Raw genomic sequence first — 15,493 nt, 5'->3', positions numbered from 1 at the left:
TCTGAATGAATTACTCATTCAAAACTGAACAAAACAAAAGCGCTCTCGTAATTATCCTTAGAAAGGAGGTGATCCAGCCGCACCTTCCGATACGGCTACCTTGTTACGACTTCACCCCAATCATCTGTCCCACCTTAGGCGGCTGGCTCCATAAAGGTTACCTCACCGACTTCGGGTGTTACAAACTCTCGTGGTGTGACGGGCGGTGTGTACAAGGCCCGGGAACGTATTCACCGCGGCATGCTGATCCGCGATTACTAGCGATTCCGGCTTCATGTAGGCGAGTTGCAGCCTACAATCCGAACTGAGAATGGCTTTATGGGATTCGCTTACCTTCGCAGGTTTGCAGCCCTTTGTACCATCCATTGTAGCACGTGTGTAGCCCAGGTCATAAGGGGCATGATGATTTGACGTCATCCCCACCTTCCTCCGGTTTGTCACCGGCAGTCACCTTAGAGTGCCCAACTGAATGCTGGCAACTAAGATCAAGGGTTGCGCTCGTTGCGGGACTTAACCCAACATCTCACGACACGAGCTGACGACAACCATGCACCACCTGTCACTCTGTCCCCCGAAGGGGAAAGCCCTATCTCTAGGGTTGTCAGAGGATGTCAAGACCTGGTAAGGTTCTTCGCGTTGCTTCGAATTAAACCACATGCTCCACCGCTTGTGCGGGCCCCCGTCAATTCCTTTGAGTTTCAGCCTTGCGGCCGTACTCCCCAGGCGGAGTGCTTAATGCGTTAGCTGCAGCACTAAAGGGCGGAAACCCTCTAACACTTAGCACTCATCGTTTACGGCGTGGACTACCAGGGTATCTAATCCTGTTTGCTCCCCACGCTTTCGCGCCTCAGTGTCAGTTACAGACCAGAAAGTCGCCTTCGCCACTGGTGTTCCTCCAAATCTCTACGCATTTCACCGCTACACTTGGAATTCCACTTTCCTCTTCTGCACTCAAGTTCCCCAGTTTCCAATGACCCTCCACGGTTGAGCCGTGGGCTTTCACATCAGACTTAAAGAACCACCTGCGCGCGCTTTACGCCCAATAATTCCGGACAACGCTTGCCACCTACGTATTACCGCGGCTGCTGGCACGTAGTTAGCCGTGGCTTTCTGGTTAGGTACCGTCAAGGTACCAGCAGTTACTCTGGTACTTGTTCTTCCCTAACAACAGAACTTTACGACCCGAAGGCCTTCTTCGTTCACGCGGCGTTGCTCCGTCAGACTTTCGTCCATTGCGGAAGATTCCCTACTGCTGCCTCCCGTAGGAGTCTGGGCCGTGTCTCAGTCCCAGTGTGGCCGATCACCCTCTCAGGTCGGCTACGCATCGTCGCCTTGGTGAGCCATTACCTCACCAACTAGCTAATGCGCCGCGGGCCCATCTATAAGTGACAGCCGAAACCGTCTTTCCATCTTCTCTCATGCGAGAAAAGAACGTATCCGGTATTAGCTCCGGTTTCCCGAAGTTATCCCAGTCTTATAGGCAGGTTGCCCACGTGTTACTCACCCGTCCGCCGCTAATCTCAGGGAGCAAGCTCCCATCGATTCGCTCGACTTGCATGTATTAGGCACGCCGCCAGCGTTCGTCCTGAGCCAGGATCAAACTCTCCGAAGAAATGTTTGACTTGCTCATTTTGCTTTTTTGATAGTGTGTGCTCACTTAAAATTTAACGTTGGCGCTTTGTTTTGTTCAGTTTTCAAAGAGCAATTTGATCCTTTTAAAGAATCAACTTTCTAATCATATCAAAGCCATTTGGGCTTGTCAAGTTTTTTTTGGTGGAGCCTAGCGGGATCGAACCGCTGACCTCCTGCGTGCAAGGCAGGCGCTCTCCCAGCTGAGCTAAGGCCCCAAAAAAATCATGGTCGGGAAGACAGGATTCGAACCTGCGACCCCTTGGTCCCAAACCAAGTGCTCTACCAAGCTGAGCTACTTCCCGAAAAAAATATGGTGCGCCCGGCGGGAGTCGAACCTACAACCTTCTGATTCGTAGTCAGATGCTCTATCCAATTGAGCTACGGGCGCATATTAAGATGGTGCCGAGGACCGGAATCGAACCGGTACGGTAGTCACCTACCGCAGGATTTTAAGTCCTGTGCGTCTGCCAGTTCCGCCACCCCGGCATAAATAAATAGTGGAGCGGAAGACGGGATTCGAACCCGCGACCCCAACCTTGGCAAGGTTGTATTCTACCACTGAACTACTTCCGCAAACATGCGGGTGAAGGGACTTGAACCCCCACGCCTTGCGGCGCCAGATCCTAAGTCTGGTGCGTCTGCCAATTCCGCCACACCCGCATAATAAAATGGTGAGCCATGAAGGATTCGAACCTTCGACCCTCTGATTAAAAGTCAGATGCTCTACCAACTGAGCTAATGGCTCATATAAACTATTTATATATGCTATATTAAGCTTGTATGAAGATGGTGCCGGCAAGAGGACTTGAACCCCCAACCTACTGATTACAAGTCAGTTGCTCTACCAGTTGAGCTACACCGGCAGGTGTAAAATGGTGGAGGATGACGGGATCGAACCGCCGACCCTCTGCTTGTAAGGCAGATGCTCTCCCAGCTGAGCTAATCCTCCATATATAACTGCTTGGCGGCGTCCTACTCTCACAGGGGGAAACCCCCAACTACCATCGGCGCTGAAGAGCTTAACTGCCGTGTTCGGAATGGGAACGGGTGTGACCTCTTCGCTATCGCCACCAAACAATAAAGGAACGTTGTTCCTTCAAAACTAGATAATAAGAAGGTATTTCATTTTTTAAAAAGCGTTGGTTAAGTCCTCGATCTATTAGTATCAGTCAGCTCCACATGTCGCCACGCTTCCACCTCTGACCTATCAACCTGATCATCTTTCAGGGATCTTACTAGCTTGCGCCATGGGAAATCTCATCTTGAGGGGGGCTTCATGCTTAGATGCTTTCAGCACTTATCCCGTCCGCACGTAGCTACCCAGCTATGCCTTTGGCAAGACAACTGGTACACCAGCGGTGCGTCCATCCCGGTCCTCTCGTACTAAGGACAGCTCCTCTCAAATTTCCTGCGCCCGCGACGGATAGGGACCGAACTGTCTCACGACGTTCTGAACCCAGCTCGCGTACCGCTTTAATGGGCGAACAGCCCAACCCTTGGGACCGACTACAGCCCCAGGATGCGATGAGCCGACATCGAGGTGCCAAACCTCCCCGTCGATGTGGACTCTTGGGGGAGATAAGCCTGTTATCCCCGGGGTAGCTTTTATCCGTTGAGCGATGGCCCTTCCATGCGGAACCACCGGATCACTAAGCCCGACTTTCGTCCCTGCTCGACTTGTAGGTCTCGCAGTCAAGCTCCCTTGTGCCTTTACACTCTACGAATGATTTCCAACCATTCTGAGGGAACCTTTGGGCGCCTCCGTTACTCTTTAGGAGGCGACCGCCCCAGTCAAACTGCCCACCTGACACTGTCTCCCACCCCGATAAGGGGCGCGGGTTAGAATTTCAATACAGCCAGGGTAGTATCCCACCAACGCCTCCACCGAAGCTAGCGCTCCGGCTTCTCAGGCTCCTACCTATCCTGTACAAGCTGTACCAAAATTCAATATCAGGCTGCAGTAAAGCTCCACGGGGTCTTTCCGTCCTGTCGCGGGTAACCTGCATCTTCACAGGTACTATAATTTCACCGAGTCTCTCGTTGAGACAGTGCCCAGATCGTTACACCTTTCGTGCGGGTCGGAACTTACCCGACAAGGAATTTCGCTACCTTAGGACCGTTATAGTTACGGCCGCCGTTTACTGGGGCTTCGGTTCAAAGCTTCGCTTGCGCTAACCTCTCCCCTTAACCTTCCAGCACCGGGCAGGTGTCAGCCCCTATACTTCGCCTTGCGGCTTCGCAGAGACCTGTGTTTTTGCTAAACAGTCGCCTGGGCCTATTCACTGCGGCTTTTCCGGGCTATTCACCCTAAAAAGCACCCCTTCTCCCGAAGTTACGGGGTCATTTTGCCGAGTTCCTTAACGAGAGTTCTCTCGCACACCTTAGGATTCTCTCCTCGCCTACCTGTGTCGGTTTGCGGTACGGGCACCTTACATCTCACTAGAGGCTTTTCTTGGCAGCGTGGAATCAGGAACTTCGGTACTATATTTCCCTCGCCATCACAGCTCCGCCTTAATGGAAACGGGATTTGCCTCGTTTCCGGCCTAACTGCTTGGACGCGCATATCCAACAGCGCGCTTACCCTATCCTTCTGCGTCCCCCCATCGTTCAAACGATGTATAGGTGGTACAGGAATATCAACCTGTTGTCCATCGCCTACGCCTTTCGGCCTCGGCTTAGGTCCCGACTAACCCTGAGCGGACGAGCCTTCCTCAGGAAACCTTAGGCATTCGGTGGAAGGGATTCTCACCCTTCTTTCGCTACTCATACCGGCATTCTCACTTCTAAGCGCTCCACCAGTCCTTCCGGTCTGACTTCAACGCCCTTAGAACGCTCTCCTACCATCGACACCTAATGGTGTCAATCCACAGCTTCGGTGATACGTTTAGCCCCGGTACATTTTCGGCGCGGAGTCACTCGACCAGTGAGCTATTACGCACTCTTTAAATGGTGGCTGCTTCTGAGCCAACATCCTGGTTGTCTAAGCAACTCCACATCCTTTTCCACTTAACGTATACTTTGGGACCTTAGCTGGTGGTCTGGGCTGTTTCCCTTTCGACTACGGATCTTATCACTCGCAGTCTGACTCCCAAGAATAAGTATTTGGCATTCGGAGTTTGACTGAATTCGGTAACCCGTTGGGGGCCCCTAGTCCAATCAGTGCTCTACCTCCAATACTCTCATCTTGAGGCTAGCCCTAAAGCTATTTCGGAGAGAACCAGCTATCTCCAGGTTCGATTGGAATTTCTCCGCTACCCACACCTCATCCCCGCACTTTTCAACGTGCGTGGGTTCGGGCCTCCATTCAGTGTTACCTGAACTTCACCCTGGACATGGGTAGATCACCTGGTTTCGGGTCTACGACCTCATACTCATTCGCCCTATTCAGACTCGCTTTCGCTGCGGCTCCGTCTTATCAACTTAACCTCGCATGAAATCGTAACTCGCCGGTTCATTCTACAAAAGGCACGCCATTACCCATTAACGGGCTTTGACTACTTGTAGGCACACGGTTTCAGGATCTATTTCACTCCCCTTCCGGGGTGCTTTTCACCTTTCCCTCACGGTACTGGTTCACTATCGGTCACTAGGGAGTATTTAGCCTTGGGAGATGGTCCTCCCTGCTTCCGACGGGATTTCTCGTGTCCCGCCGTACTCAGGATCCACTCAGGAGGGAACGAAGTTTCAACTACAGGGTTTTTACCTTCTTTGACGGACCTTTCCAGGTCACTTCATTTACCCCGTTCCTTTGTAACTCCATGTTGAGTGTCCTACAACCCCAAGAGGCAAGCCTCTTGGTTTGGGCTAATTCCGTTTCGCTCGCCGCTACTCAGGAAATCGCATTTGCTTTCTCTTCCTCCGGGTACTTAGATGTTTCAGTTCCCCGGGTCTGCCTTCAGTACCCTATGTATTCAGGTAAAGATACTGTTCCATTACGAACAGTGGGTTTCCCCATTCGGAAATCTCCGGATCAAAGCTTACTTACAGCTCCCCGAAGCATATCGGTGTTAGTCCCGTCCTTCATCGGCTCCTAGTGCCAAGGCATCCACCGTGCGCCCTTTCTAACTTAACCGTTAAAAAGATCTTACAGATGCTTTGAAAAAAATTAATTGCCTTCTATCTATTATCTAGTTTTCAAGGAACAAAGCAGAAAGAATCCATCACATCGTGATGTTTTTCTTCCCTATCTGAATGAATTACTCATTCAAAACTGAACAAAACAAAAGCGCTCTCGTAATTATCCTTAGAAAGGAGGTGATCCAGCCGCACCTTCCGATACGGCTACCTTGTTACGACTTCACCCCAATCATCTGTCCCACCTTAGGCGGCTGGCTCCATAAAGGTTACCTCACCGACTTCGGGTGTTACAAACTCTCGTGGTGTGACGGGCGGTGTGTACAAGGCCCGGGAACGTATTCACCGCGGCATGCTGATCCGCGATTACTAGCGATTCCGGCTTCATGTAGGCGAGTTGCAGCCTACAATCCGAACTGAGAATGGCTTTATGGGATTCGCTTACCTTCGCAGGTTTGCAGCCCTTTGTACCATCCATTGTAGCACGTGTGTAGCCCAGGTCATAAGGGGCATGATGATTTGACGTCATCCCCACCTTCCTCCGGTTTGTCACCGGCAGTCACCTTAGAGTGCCCAACTGAATGCTGGCAACTAAGATCAAGGGTTGCGCTCGTTGCGGGACTTAACCCAACATCTCACGACACGAGCTGACGACAACCATGCACCACCTGTCACTCTGTCCCCCGAAGGGGAAAGCCCTATCTCTAGGGTTGTCAGAGGATGTCAAGACCTGGTAAGGTTCTTCGCGTTGCTTCGAATTAAACCACATGCTCCACCGCTTGTGCGGGCCCCCGTCAATTCCTTTGAGTTTCAGCCTTGCGGCCGTACTCCCCAGGCGGAGTGCTTAATGCGTTAGCTGCAGCACTAAAGGGCGGAAACCCTCTAACACTTAGCACTCATCGTTTACGGCGTGGACTACCAGGGTATCTAATCCTGTTTGCTCCCCACGCTTTCGCGCCTCAGTGTCAGTTACAGACCAGAAAGTCGCCTTCGCCACTGGTGTTCCTCCAAATCTCTACGCATTTCACCGCTACACTTGGAATTCCACTTTCCTCTTCTGCACTCAAGTTCCCCAGTTTCCAATGACCCTCCACGGTTGAGCCGTGGGCTTTCACATCAGACTTAAAGAACCACCTGCGCGCGCTTTACGCCCAATAATTCCGGACAACGCTTGCCACCTACGTATTACCGCGGCTGCTGGCACGTAGTTAGCCGTGGCTTTCTGGTTAGGTACCGTCAAGGTACCAGCAGTTACTCTGGTACTTGTTCTTCCCTAACAACAGAACTTTACGACCCGAAGGCCTTCTTCGTTCACGCGGCGTTGCTCCGTCAGACTTTCGTCCATTGCGGAAGATTCCCTACTGCTGCCTCCCGTAGGAGTCTGGGCCGTGTCTCAGTCCCAGTGTGGCCGATCACCCTCTCAGGTCGGCTACGCATCGTCGCCTTGGTGAGCCATTACCTCACCAACTAGCTAATGCGCCGCGGGCCCATCTATAAGTGACAGCCGAAACCGTCTTTCCATCTTCTCTCATGCGAGAAAAGAACGTATCCGGTATTAGCTCCGGTTTCCCGAAGTTATCCCAGTCTTATAGGCAGGTTGCCCACGTGTTACTCACCCGTCCGCCGCTAATCTCAGGGAGCAAGCTCCCATCGATTCGCTCGACTTGCATGTATTAGGCACGCCGCCAGCGTTCGTCCTGAGCCAGGATCAAACTCTCCGAAGAAATGTTTGACTTGCTCATTTTGCTTTTTTGATAGTGTGTGCTCACTTAAAATTTAACGTTGGCGCTTTGTTTTGTTCAGTTTTCAAAGAGCAATATCTTTCGAAACAGCTTATTTATAATAACATTTTTCATTACTTTAAGTCAACAACTTTTTTAAAACTTTTTTAAAGTTTGTAATCCGTTTGTAACTCGTTCGTAACGACAGATATAAATATAACACCATTACGTTAACTGCGCAATACCTTTTATAAAGTTTTTTTGAGATAATGTTGTTTTTCTTTCAAACCCTAGAATCCAATCACTTAAAAGACATGAAATTATAATTAAAAAACAAAAACCGAATCGGACATACCAGGATCATGAGCTAAACCCCATGGACCCAGCCATCCGAATTCGGCCCTGCAATCATTACTCATCTTGCATTATTAGCGATGTCTCATTAGCGGGAATAACAGGACGTCACGTATAGAAGGAGAATTGGTCAATAGCATAACCAAACGGTCAACACCAATTCCCAATCCGCCAGTTGGCGGCATTCCGTATTCTAACGCCTCCAAGAAATCTTCATCCATTTCATGTGCCTCATCATTACCTTGCTCTCGCTCTTTCAATTGAGCTTCAAAACGCTGACGTTGATCAATAGGGTCATTTAGTTCCGTGAAGGCATTTGCATGCTCCCTACCTACAATGAATAACTCGAAACGATCTGTGAAACGGGAATCTTCCGGATTTTTCTTTGCTAACGGAGAGATTTCCACTGGATGTCCATAAATGAATGTAGGTTGAATTAACTTATCTTCTACCTTCTGTTCAAAGAATTCATTTACAATGTGACCAAACTCCATGGATTCCTTAACTTCAATCCCATTTTCTTTAGCGAGCTGTTGGGCTTCTTCTTTGCTCATTTGAGTCCAGAAGTCCACACCTGTATATTCTTTTACAGCGTCAACCATGTGAAGTCGTTTCCATTCCGGTTTTAACTCTATCTCATACTCCCCATACTGGATGGAAGTCGTCCCTAGAACTTCTTGGGCTATATGGGCAATCAGGTTTTCCGTTAAGCTCATGATATCTTGGTAATCCGCATATGCCTCGTATAATTCAATCAATGTGAATTCAGGATTGTGTCTTGTAGATACTCCTTCATTCCTGAAAACCCGGCCAATTTCATAAACTTTCTCTAAACCGCCAACGATTAAGCGTTTCAGATGAAGCTCGATGGCAATCCTAAGATTCAAAGGCATATCCAAAGCATTATGGTGAGTAAGGAATGGGCGTGCAGCAGCTCCACCGGCAACAGAGTGCAACAGAGGCGTCTCCACTTCAAGGTATCCATGATCGTCCAAATATCGTCTCATGGCTTGTACAATACGACTGCGCATGATCAACGTATTTTTACTTTCCTCATTTGTAATTAAATCAACATAACGTTTCCGATAACGCTCTTCAACATCCTTCAGGCCATGAAATTTATCAGGCAAAGGGCGAAGCGCCTTTGCAAGGAACACATATTCTTTAGCTTTAATGGAAAGTTCCCCGACTTTCGTTTTGAAAATAACGCCAGTGACCCCTACGATATCGCCAAGATCTGTTTGGTTGAAAATTTGGTAAGAATCTTCACCTATTTTATCTAAACGGACGTAGATTTGGATTTGACCGCTAATATCCTGGATATGGGCAAATCCCGCTTTCCCTTTTCCACGCTTAGTCATGACACGGCCAGCGATCGTAACTTCGATTTCTTTTTCTTCAAGATCTTCTTTTTCTAATTCCCCATAAGCACTAACTATCTCCTGAGTGTTATGCGTGCGCTCGAATCTGCTCCCGAAAGGGTCTTGTCCATTATCAATCATTGCCTGCATTTTATCGCGTCTTACCTGCAATTGGTCATTCAATTCTTCATGACTCACGAAAATCATCTCCATCTTTATTAATAAACGCTTTATATAATTAATCAAAAATTCTTTTGCATACGTATTTATTCTTACATAAAGTAAAGGAATTCAACAGCTTTTTATCTTAAAAAGTTGTTTATGTACATATAAAAACTGCCAGGATTACTGGCAGTTCAAGATAAGCGTATTATAGGAAAACAGGAAGGTAATGTCAAACATCAGACCATTTGGATATTCTGTTGCTTCGCTTCAATCTCATCAACAAGTTCATAAAGAAGACTTACAACATCTTCCCTTGTTTCACAATCATTAATCCCTTTACGAGCCTTAGCATTCCCTTTAACACCTTTTAAATACCAAGATGCATGCTTACGCATTTCACGAACGGCAACATTTTCATTTTTCAATGCTATTAGACGATCCATATGAAGTACGCAAACATCCATCTTTTCACGAACTGATGGTTCATCCATCAGTTGACCGGTTTCTAAATATTTTACAGTCCGGTAAATCATCCACGGGTTACCTAGAGCTGCACGGCCAATCATGACTCCGTCAACACCAGTTTCCTTCAGCATTCTTTCCGCATCCTGCGGAGTTTCCACATCACCGTTCCCGATAAGCGGAATATTAATCGATTTCTTCACTTCACGGATGATGTCCCAGTTAGCTTTTCCTTCATACATTTGAACCCGAGTTCTACCATGCATGGAAACAGCTTTACCACCTGCACGCTCAACTGCCTGAGCATTTTGAATGGCAAACACATGCTCTTCATCCCAGCCTATGCGCATTTTCACCGTTACCGGCTTTTCAACTGCATCTACCACTGCCGAAACCATCTCATAAATTTTGTTTGGATCGAGAAGCCACTTCGCACCCGCATCACATTTAGTGATCTTAGGGACTGGGCAACCCATGTTGATATCAATGATGTCAGCATTTGTATTTTTATCTACAAACTGTGCAGCTTCGACCAAAGATTTCTTTTCTCCGCCAAAGATTTGCAAACTCAATGGCTTCTCTCTTTCATCTATATAAAGCATATTCATAGTTTTAGCATTTTTAAGTACGATTCCCTTATCACTAACCATCTCCGCACAAACTAAACCAGCACCAAATTCCTTGACGGTCAAGCGGAATGCTGAGTTACAGACTCCCGCCATCGGTGCTAGCACTACCGGATTCTTCATTTCTATATCGCCTATTTTTAACACATTGTCACCTCCTATAACATTCGTTCATTTATCCTCAGGTGGCTGAAGCTCCTCAATGGAAACATGAAGAATTTCCGCCACTTCCAGTAAAAATGCCTCTGAAGGGTTGCGGTTTCCTCGTTCGACTTCTCCCAGCAAGGAAACGGAAACACCTATTTCTCTCGCAAACCCTTCCTGGGTATAACCCTTTAACTTTCGAAAAGCGCGAATACGCCTTCCCCATTTTTCACCTTCCATAATCGAACTCCTTCTTTATCCGAAATCTGTTCAAGCAGGTCGCTCAAAGGTGCATGCATTTGCGGAAGTGAGATATCAGGGTCCACTTCCATTAAGGGCACGATAACAAAAGCCCTCTCGTGCATACGAGGGTGCGGGACTGAAAGAATCTCTGTCTCAATATTTTCATGATTATATAACAAAATGTCAAGGTCTAAAGTACGGGGACCCCATCTGATTTCCCTTTTTCTCCCTAAATCTTGTTCAATTTTCATACAAGCATGAAGTAATTCCTCGGGTTCTAAATCGGTTATCACTTTAAGGACAGCATTTAAAAAACAGTCTTGATCGGCATATCCTATCGGGTCCGTTTCATATAAAGAAGAGCAGGCCACCAACTTGATATGTGGATTTTCAGATAATAATTGGAAAGCCCTTAGGAATGTTTCAAGGCGATCCCCTAAGTTCGACCCTATTGAAAGGTAAGCAATATTTACCACAGTCAGCGTCCCCTTACAATCTCTATGGCAACTGAATCATAGTGACCCGCTATTGGGGGATCTGGTTTATAAACCTTCACGGTGCATGTCTCGATGGAGGAATATTTATTAAGTAGTTCAGAGGCAATTTTTTCAGCGACAGCTTCCACTAACTTAAAAGGTTCTCCCTCAACAACACTTTTACACACTTCATATAACTCTCCATAGTTGATTGAGTCTTCAAGGTTGTCACTCTTCCCTGCCTTGGCTAAATCAGTCTGGACGATTAAATCCACTTTAAACCGCTGACCAAGCTTCGTTTCTTCTGGAAATACTCCATGATAACCGTAAAACTCCATTTTATTCACATATATCTTATCCATTTCATTCACCTTTTCCTAATAGAGCATCCATCATCTTTGCAGTCCGCGCCATTTCCTTCACATCATGCACACGAACCATTTGACAGCCTTGTTGAATTCCATGGCAAATTGTAGCCGATGTTCCTTCCATCCGCTCACTAGGCGGCAAGTCCAGAACATGTCCAATCATGGACTTTCTTGATGTGGCTAGCAACACGGGATAACCTAATGATACCAGCTTATCAAGATTCCTCATCATTTCCAAATTTAACTTTAAATCTTTCGCAAAACCAATACCTGGATCGAGAATGATGTTTTCATCCTTGACCCCCGCATCTTTTACCAACATGATGCTTTCGAATAAATCTTGAAGTACATCCCGGACAAAATGTCCATAACCCATATTATCCCGGTTATGCATCAAGATGATCGGCACCTTATATTCCGCAGCAACCTTTGGCATCAATGAATCGGCTTTACCTCCCCAAATGTCATTTAATATATGGGCTCCTGCTTTTACCGCCGCTTCCGCTACTCTTGATTTATACGTATCGACCGATATTGGAACCTCAATATTACGGGATATGGCTTCAATAATTGGGGCGACTCTCTCTATTTCCTCTTCATCCGATATCCTCTCATAGTTAGGACGGGTGGACTCTCCGCCTACATCCAATATATCCGCTCCATCGTTGACCATCCGTTCGGCATGCTTCAAAGCAGCATCTATCCGATTATATTTCCCGCCATCCGAAAAGGAGTCCGGCGTAACATTCAAAATCCCCATTATTAAGGTTTTAATGCTGTAATCCAAATCAAATGAACCGCATTTTATTTTTGACGCTCCAGCTAATGACATCCAACGTTCTCCTTCGCCTAAAGAAATCTATATATACGAGTTTACCCATTTACATAGGCATAGTGCAAGCTCCATGAAGATTTGGAACACTTCAGCTACTTTACTACAAAAAGAAAAGCAAAGCCCCTAAGGAACTTCGCTTCTCATTTTTAGTGTCTGGTTTTACTCAAAGTTATATAATGGTGTACTTAAGTAGCGTTCACCGTTACTTGGTATGATAGCAAGTACCTTTTTGCCTTTTCCCAGTTTGTCAGCCACTTTAATGGCAGCTGCAATTGCGCCTCCAGAAGAGATTCCACCAAGGATTCCTTCCTCTTTTGCTGCGCGGCGGGCATAATCAAACGATTCCTCTGTATTGACTTGAATGATTTCGTCATAGAGATCTGTATTCAAAATACTTGGAACGAAGCCTGCACCGATTCCTTGGATTTTATGAGGACCTGGAGTACCCCCCGATAATACTGGAGAGTCTGCAGGCTCAACAGCGTAAATTTTGATGTCAGGGTATTTTTCACGCAGGACTTCACCAGCTCCTGTTATGGTTCCACCAGTACCGATTCCGGCAACGAATGCATCCAGGCCTTCATCTCCAAAGGCTTCCACGATTTCAGGGCCAGTAGTGTTACGATGAACTTCAGGGTTGGCTTCATTCTCGAATTGCTGCGGGATGAAGTAACCTTTTTCTTTAGACAGCTCAGTTGCTCTAGCGATCGCACCTTTCATTCCTTCTGGTCCAGGTGTAAGAACTAACTCAGCCCCATAAGCGCGAAGCAAGTTACGGCGTTCCAAGCTCATCGTCTCCGGCATTACCAGAATTGATTTATAGCCCTTTGCTGCAGCTACCATCGCTAGTCCTATTCCAGTATTTCCACTTGTTGGTTCAATGATAGTATCACCTGGCTTAAGGTTACCGTTTTTTTCTGCTGCTTCGATCATCGCAAGGGCGATGCGGTCTTTAACACTACTGCCTGGGTTAAAATACTCAAGTTTCAAATAAATATCTGCACTGTTTTCATTTTGAAGCTTGTTTAACTTCACAATAGGTGTTTGCCCAATTAAATCGATTACAGAATTAGCTATACGTGCCATTTTCTCCACTCCTTATCATTTCAATACCGAGTATGTTTATTGGTTTTATTAAATTAAAGTTACCAGTTTTAATAGTTCATTGTCAATGATTATATACTATATTCTAAATTTTCTCACACAACCATTGACCTACTTTTGTTCTTTCAATCCATAAAACCATTCTACATCAAATTCGTCCCAGAAAATCTTCCCTGAGACCGGTGCCTGAATCTGTTCAAGAGCTATTTGGCGGCGAATTTTGTCTTTGACTTCAGCATATTCATACTGCTTGCCCTCTATTCTTTCATGCAGATAGAGAACGGCCCAGCCATCTTCCGTTTGGATTGCATCACTCCACTTTTTTACCTTCAATCTCTCGGCAGCACTAATGTATTCCTTGGAGACTTGCTCGTTATCCTGTGATATATAACCCATGTCGCCCCCTTGATTGGCAGTGAATTCATCAAGGGACTTTTCCATCGCTAAGACATCAAAAGAGACGCCTTTCTCCAGTTCACGTATGATTTGGTCTGATTGTTTTTTTGTAGACGAGGTAATATGGGAAATATGAAAAGTAGTAGGGATCCGGTAGATATCCTTATTATTATCATAATAATTCCGCATTGCTGTTTCGGAAACCGAAACATCCTTGGTGAGGAGCTTCTCTAGGAGGAGACTCGATTGAATCTCCTGCCTCAATTGATCGCTACTTTTATTAAGAGTCTGACCTGCAGTCCCATACATTGTTTTCATCATTTTAAGTTCCCGATCGAGCTCTTCATCCGTAATTTTCACTTTATATTTTTCTGCTGCCTGTTTGACTACCTCTTTATCGACCATTTCCTCAAGTACATCTTCCCCATATCTTTTTTCAAGCTCATTAATCCACGCTTCCCGGGAAATATCCTTGGAGCCAACCTTTGCGGCCGTTTCTTCCCCAATGACGGATTTTGAAATGATTAATGGTCTTATGAAAAAGATAATGATTGTCAATAGGTTCAACAAGGCAAGGCCGGCAATAATCGCCCGAAGCTTTTGTTTAGGCAAAACCCTTATCCCCCGTCAATTATTTTTTGGTTTCTGCTTCTAGTTCCTCGAGGTCTTCCTTCGAGAATTGGTAGGTCTCATTACAAAAATGACATTGCGCCTCTGCTTGTCCCTCTGTCTCAATGATATCCCGAATCTCTTCTTGTCCAAGGCTAATCAATGCATTGGCAATTCTTTCCCTTGAACATTGACAGGAGAACTCGACATCCATTTTTTCTAAGATATTTACATTGCCCTCACCTAAAATCTCGGTTAGGATTTCTTCAGGAGTCAGGCCATTTTGAATCATCTTAGAGACAGGAGTTATCGTGCTAAGTCTACTCTCGATTTTGGATATCGTTTCATCGGATGTACCAGGCATCAGTTGAATGATAAATCCACCTGCAGCAAGGATCGAATTATCTGGATTCACCAGAACCCCAACACCCACAGAAGAAGGCACCTGCTCGGAAGTAACAAAGTAATAAGTGAAGTCTTCACCTAACTCTCCCGATACAAGCGGTACTTGCCCTGAAAAGTGATCACGCAGACCAATATCTTTCACAACAGTCAACAATCCATCAGTTCCAACCGCTTTCCTGACATCAAGCTTCCCTTGTTCATTCAAATCAAAATGGGTTTGCGGGTGAGTGACATATCCACGGACTTCTCCTTTGGCATTGCTGTCGACCAGGATGGATCCAATCGGGCCACCACCCTCTATTTTAATCGTCAGCTTTTCTTCACCTTTTAACATTCCGCCCATCATTACACCTGCAGTCATTGCACGCCCAAGGGCAGCGGAAGCAGTAGGCCATGTATAATGGCGTCGCTGAGCTTCTCCTACAGTATCAGTTGTTGAAACAGCATATGCCCGAACCTGTCCTTCATAGCCTAACGCCTTTATTAGATAATCCTTCATTTATTTTGCTCCTTCCATG

General features: G+C 46.5%; 9 protein-coding genes, 9 tRNA genes and 4 rRNA genes. All 22 read right to left on the bottom strand.

The annotated features are described in order from the left end of the window. Positions 1-61: 61 nt before the first annotated feature. Positions 62-1,612 (bottom strand): 16S ribosomal RNA (locus tag QUF78_RS01265). Between the two features lie 159 nt (positions 1,613-1,771). Next, positions 1,772-1,847: transfer RNA gene (locus QUF78_RS01260), tRNA-Ala, on the bottom strand. 10 nt (positions 1,848-1,857) lie between these two features. Continuing rightward, positions 1,858-1,934: transfer RNA gene (locus tag QUF78_RS01255), tRNA-Pro, on the bottom strand. A 9-nt stretch (positions 1,935-1,943) separates the two neighbouring features. Next, a tRNA-Arg gene (locus QUF78_RS01250) sits at positions 1,944-2,020 on the bottom strand. A 9-nt stretch (positions 2,021-2,029) separates the two neighbouring features. Then, a tRNA-Leu gene (locus tag QUF78_RS01245) sits at positions 2,030-2,118 on the bottom strand. 12 nt (positions 2,119-2,130) lie between these two features. Continuing rightward, positions 2,131-2,205: transfer RNA gene (locus tag QUF78_RS01240), tRNA-Gly, on the bottom strand. A gap of 5 nt (positions 2,206-2,210) precedes the next feature. Continuing rightward, a tRNA-Leu gene (locus QUF78_RS01235) sits at positions 2,211-2,292 on the bottom strand. Between the two features lie 9 nt (positions 2,293-2,301). Then, positions 2,302-2,377, bottom strand: a tRNA-Lys gene (locus tag QUF78_RS01230). Between the two features lie 42 nt (positions 2,378-2,419). Next, a tRNA-Thr gene (locus tag QUF78_RS01225) sits at positions 2,420-2,495 on the bottom strand. A 10-nt stretch (positions 2,496-2,505) separates the two neighbouring features. Next, positions 2,506-2,581: transfer RNA gene (locus QUF78_RS01220), tRNA-Val, on the bottom strand. Between the two features lie 10 nt (positions 2,582-2,591). After that, positions 2,592-2,707 (bottom strand): 5S ribosomal RNA (rrf, locus tag QUF78_RS01215). A 64-nt stretch (positions 2,708-2,771) separates the two neighbouring features. Further along, positions 2,772-5,704 (bottom strand): 23S ribosomal RNA (locus tag QUF78_RS01210). A gap of 175 nt (positions 5,705-5,879) precedes the next feature. Continuing rightward, positions 5,880-7,430, bottom strand: a 16S ribosomal RNA gene (locus QUF78_RS01205). The 16S, 23S and 5S rRNA genes sit together here with 9 tRNA genes alongside, the layout of an rRNA operon. A gap of 425 nt (positions 7,431-7,855) precedes the next feature. Then, positions 7,856-9,355, bottom strand: coding sequence for a lysine--tRNA ligase (gene lysS, locus QUF78_RS01200; RefSeq protein WP_289314066.1), 1,500 nt, complete (start codon positions 9,353-9,355; stop codon positions 7,856-7,858). A gap of 188 nt (positions 9,356-9,543) precedes the next feature. Continuing rightward, positions 9,544-10,542 carry a tRNA dihydrouridine synthase DusB gene (gene dusB, locus QUF78_RS01195; protein ID WP_289323313.1) on the bottom strand — a complete coding sequence of 333 codons (999 nt, stop codon included), beginning with the start codon at positions 10,540-10,542 and terminating at the stop codon, positions 9,544-9,546. 24 nt (positions 10,543-10,566) lie between these two features. Further along, positions 10,567-10,779, bottom strand: coding sequence for a helix-turn-helix domain-containing protein (locus QUF78_RS01190; RefSeq protein WP_289323312.1), 213 nt, complete (start codon positions 10,777-10,779; stop codon positions 10,567-10,569). Then, entirely contained in the window at positions 10,731-11,258 is a 528-nt protein-coding gene (gene folK, locus QUF78_RS01185; RefSeq protein ID WP_289323311.1) for a 2-amino-4-hydroxy-6-hydroxymethyldihydropteridine diphosphokinase, read from the bottom strand. The genes QUF78_RS01190 and folK overlap by 49 nt, the downstream gene beginning before the upstream one ends. Positions 11,259-11,260: 2 nt before the next feature. After that, on the bottom strand, positions 11,261-11,620 hold the full coding sequence (folB, locus tag QUF78_RS01180; protein ID WP_076372983.1) for a dihydroneopterin aldolase: 360 nt from the start codon (positions 11,618-11,620) through the stop codon (positions 11,261-11,263). A gap of 1 nt (position 11,621) precedes the next feature. Further along, positions 11,622-12,458: a dihydropteroate synthase gene (gene folP, locus QUF78_RS01175; RefSeq protein ID WP_289323310.1), complete on the bottom strand. Its 837-nt coding sequence runs from the start codon at positions 12,456-12,458 to the stop codon at positions 11,622-11,624. Positions 12,459-12,620: 162 nt separating this feature from the next. Further along, positions 12,621-13,547: a cysteine synthase A gene (gene cysK / locus QUF78_RS01170; protein WP_289314072.1), complete on the bottom strand. Its 927-nt coding sequence runs from the start codon at positions 13,545-13,547 to the stop codon at positions 12,621-12,623. A gap of 129 nt (positions 13,548-13,676) precedes the next feature. Next, positions 13,677-14,573, bottom strand: coding sequence for a peptidyl-prolyl cis-trans isomerase (locus tag QUF78_RS01165; RefSeq protein ID WP_289323309.1), 897 nt, complete (start codon positions 14,571-14,573; stop codon positions 13,677-13,679). Positions 14,574-14,592: 19 nt separating this feature from the next. Continuing rightward, complete coding sequence (gene hslO, locus QUF78_RS01160; protein WP_289314074.1) at positions 14,593-15,474, bottom strand: Hsp33 family molecular chaperone HslO; 882 nt, start codon at positions 15,472-15,474, stop codon at positions 14,593-14,595. Positions 15,475-15,493: the final 19 nt, after the last annotated feature.

The sequence above is a fragment of the Peribacillus sp. ACCC06369 genome, from assembly GCF_030348945.1.
In the GTDB taxonomy this organism is placed as follows: Bacteria; Bacillota; Bacilli; order Bacillales; family DSM-1321; genus Peribacillus.
Note: the sequence above shows the minus strand (reverse complement) of the source record. Positions and strands in the feature narration are given on the sequence as shown.

Coding starts and splice junctions, on each gene's coding strand:
- lysS (WP_289314066.1), bottom strand. CDS start 9,355: ATGGAGATGATTTTCGTGAGTCATGAAGAATTGAATGACCAATTGCAG.
- QUF78_RS01190 (WP_289323312.1), bottom strand. CDS start 10,779: ATGGAAGGTGAAAAATGGGGAAGGCGTATTCGCGCTTTTCGAAAGTTA.
- folB (WP_076372983.1), bottom strand. CDS start 11,620: ATGGATAAGATATATGTGAATAAAATGGAGTTTTACGGTTATCATGGA.
- folP (WP_289323310.1), bottom strand. CDS start 12,458: ATGTCATTAGCTGGAGCGTCAAAAATAAAATGCGGTTCATTTGATTTG.
- cysK (WP_289314072.1), bottom strand. CDS start 13,547: ATGGCACGTATAGCTAATTCTGTAATCGATTTAATTGGGCAAACACCT.
- hslO (WP_289314074.1), bottom strand. CDS start 15,474: ATGAAGGATTATCTAATAAAGGCGTTAGGCTATGAAGGACAGGTTCGG.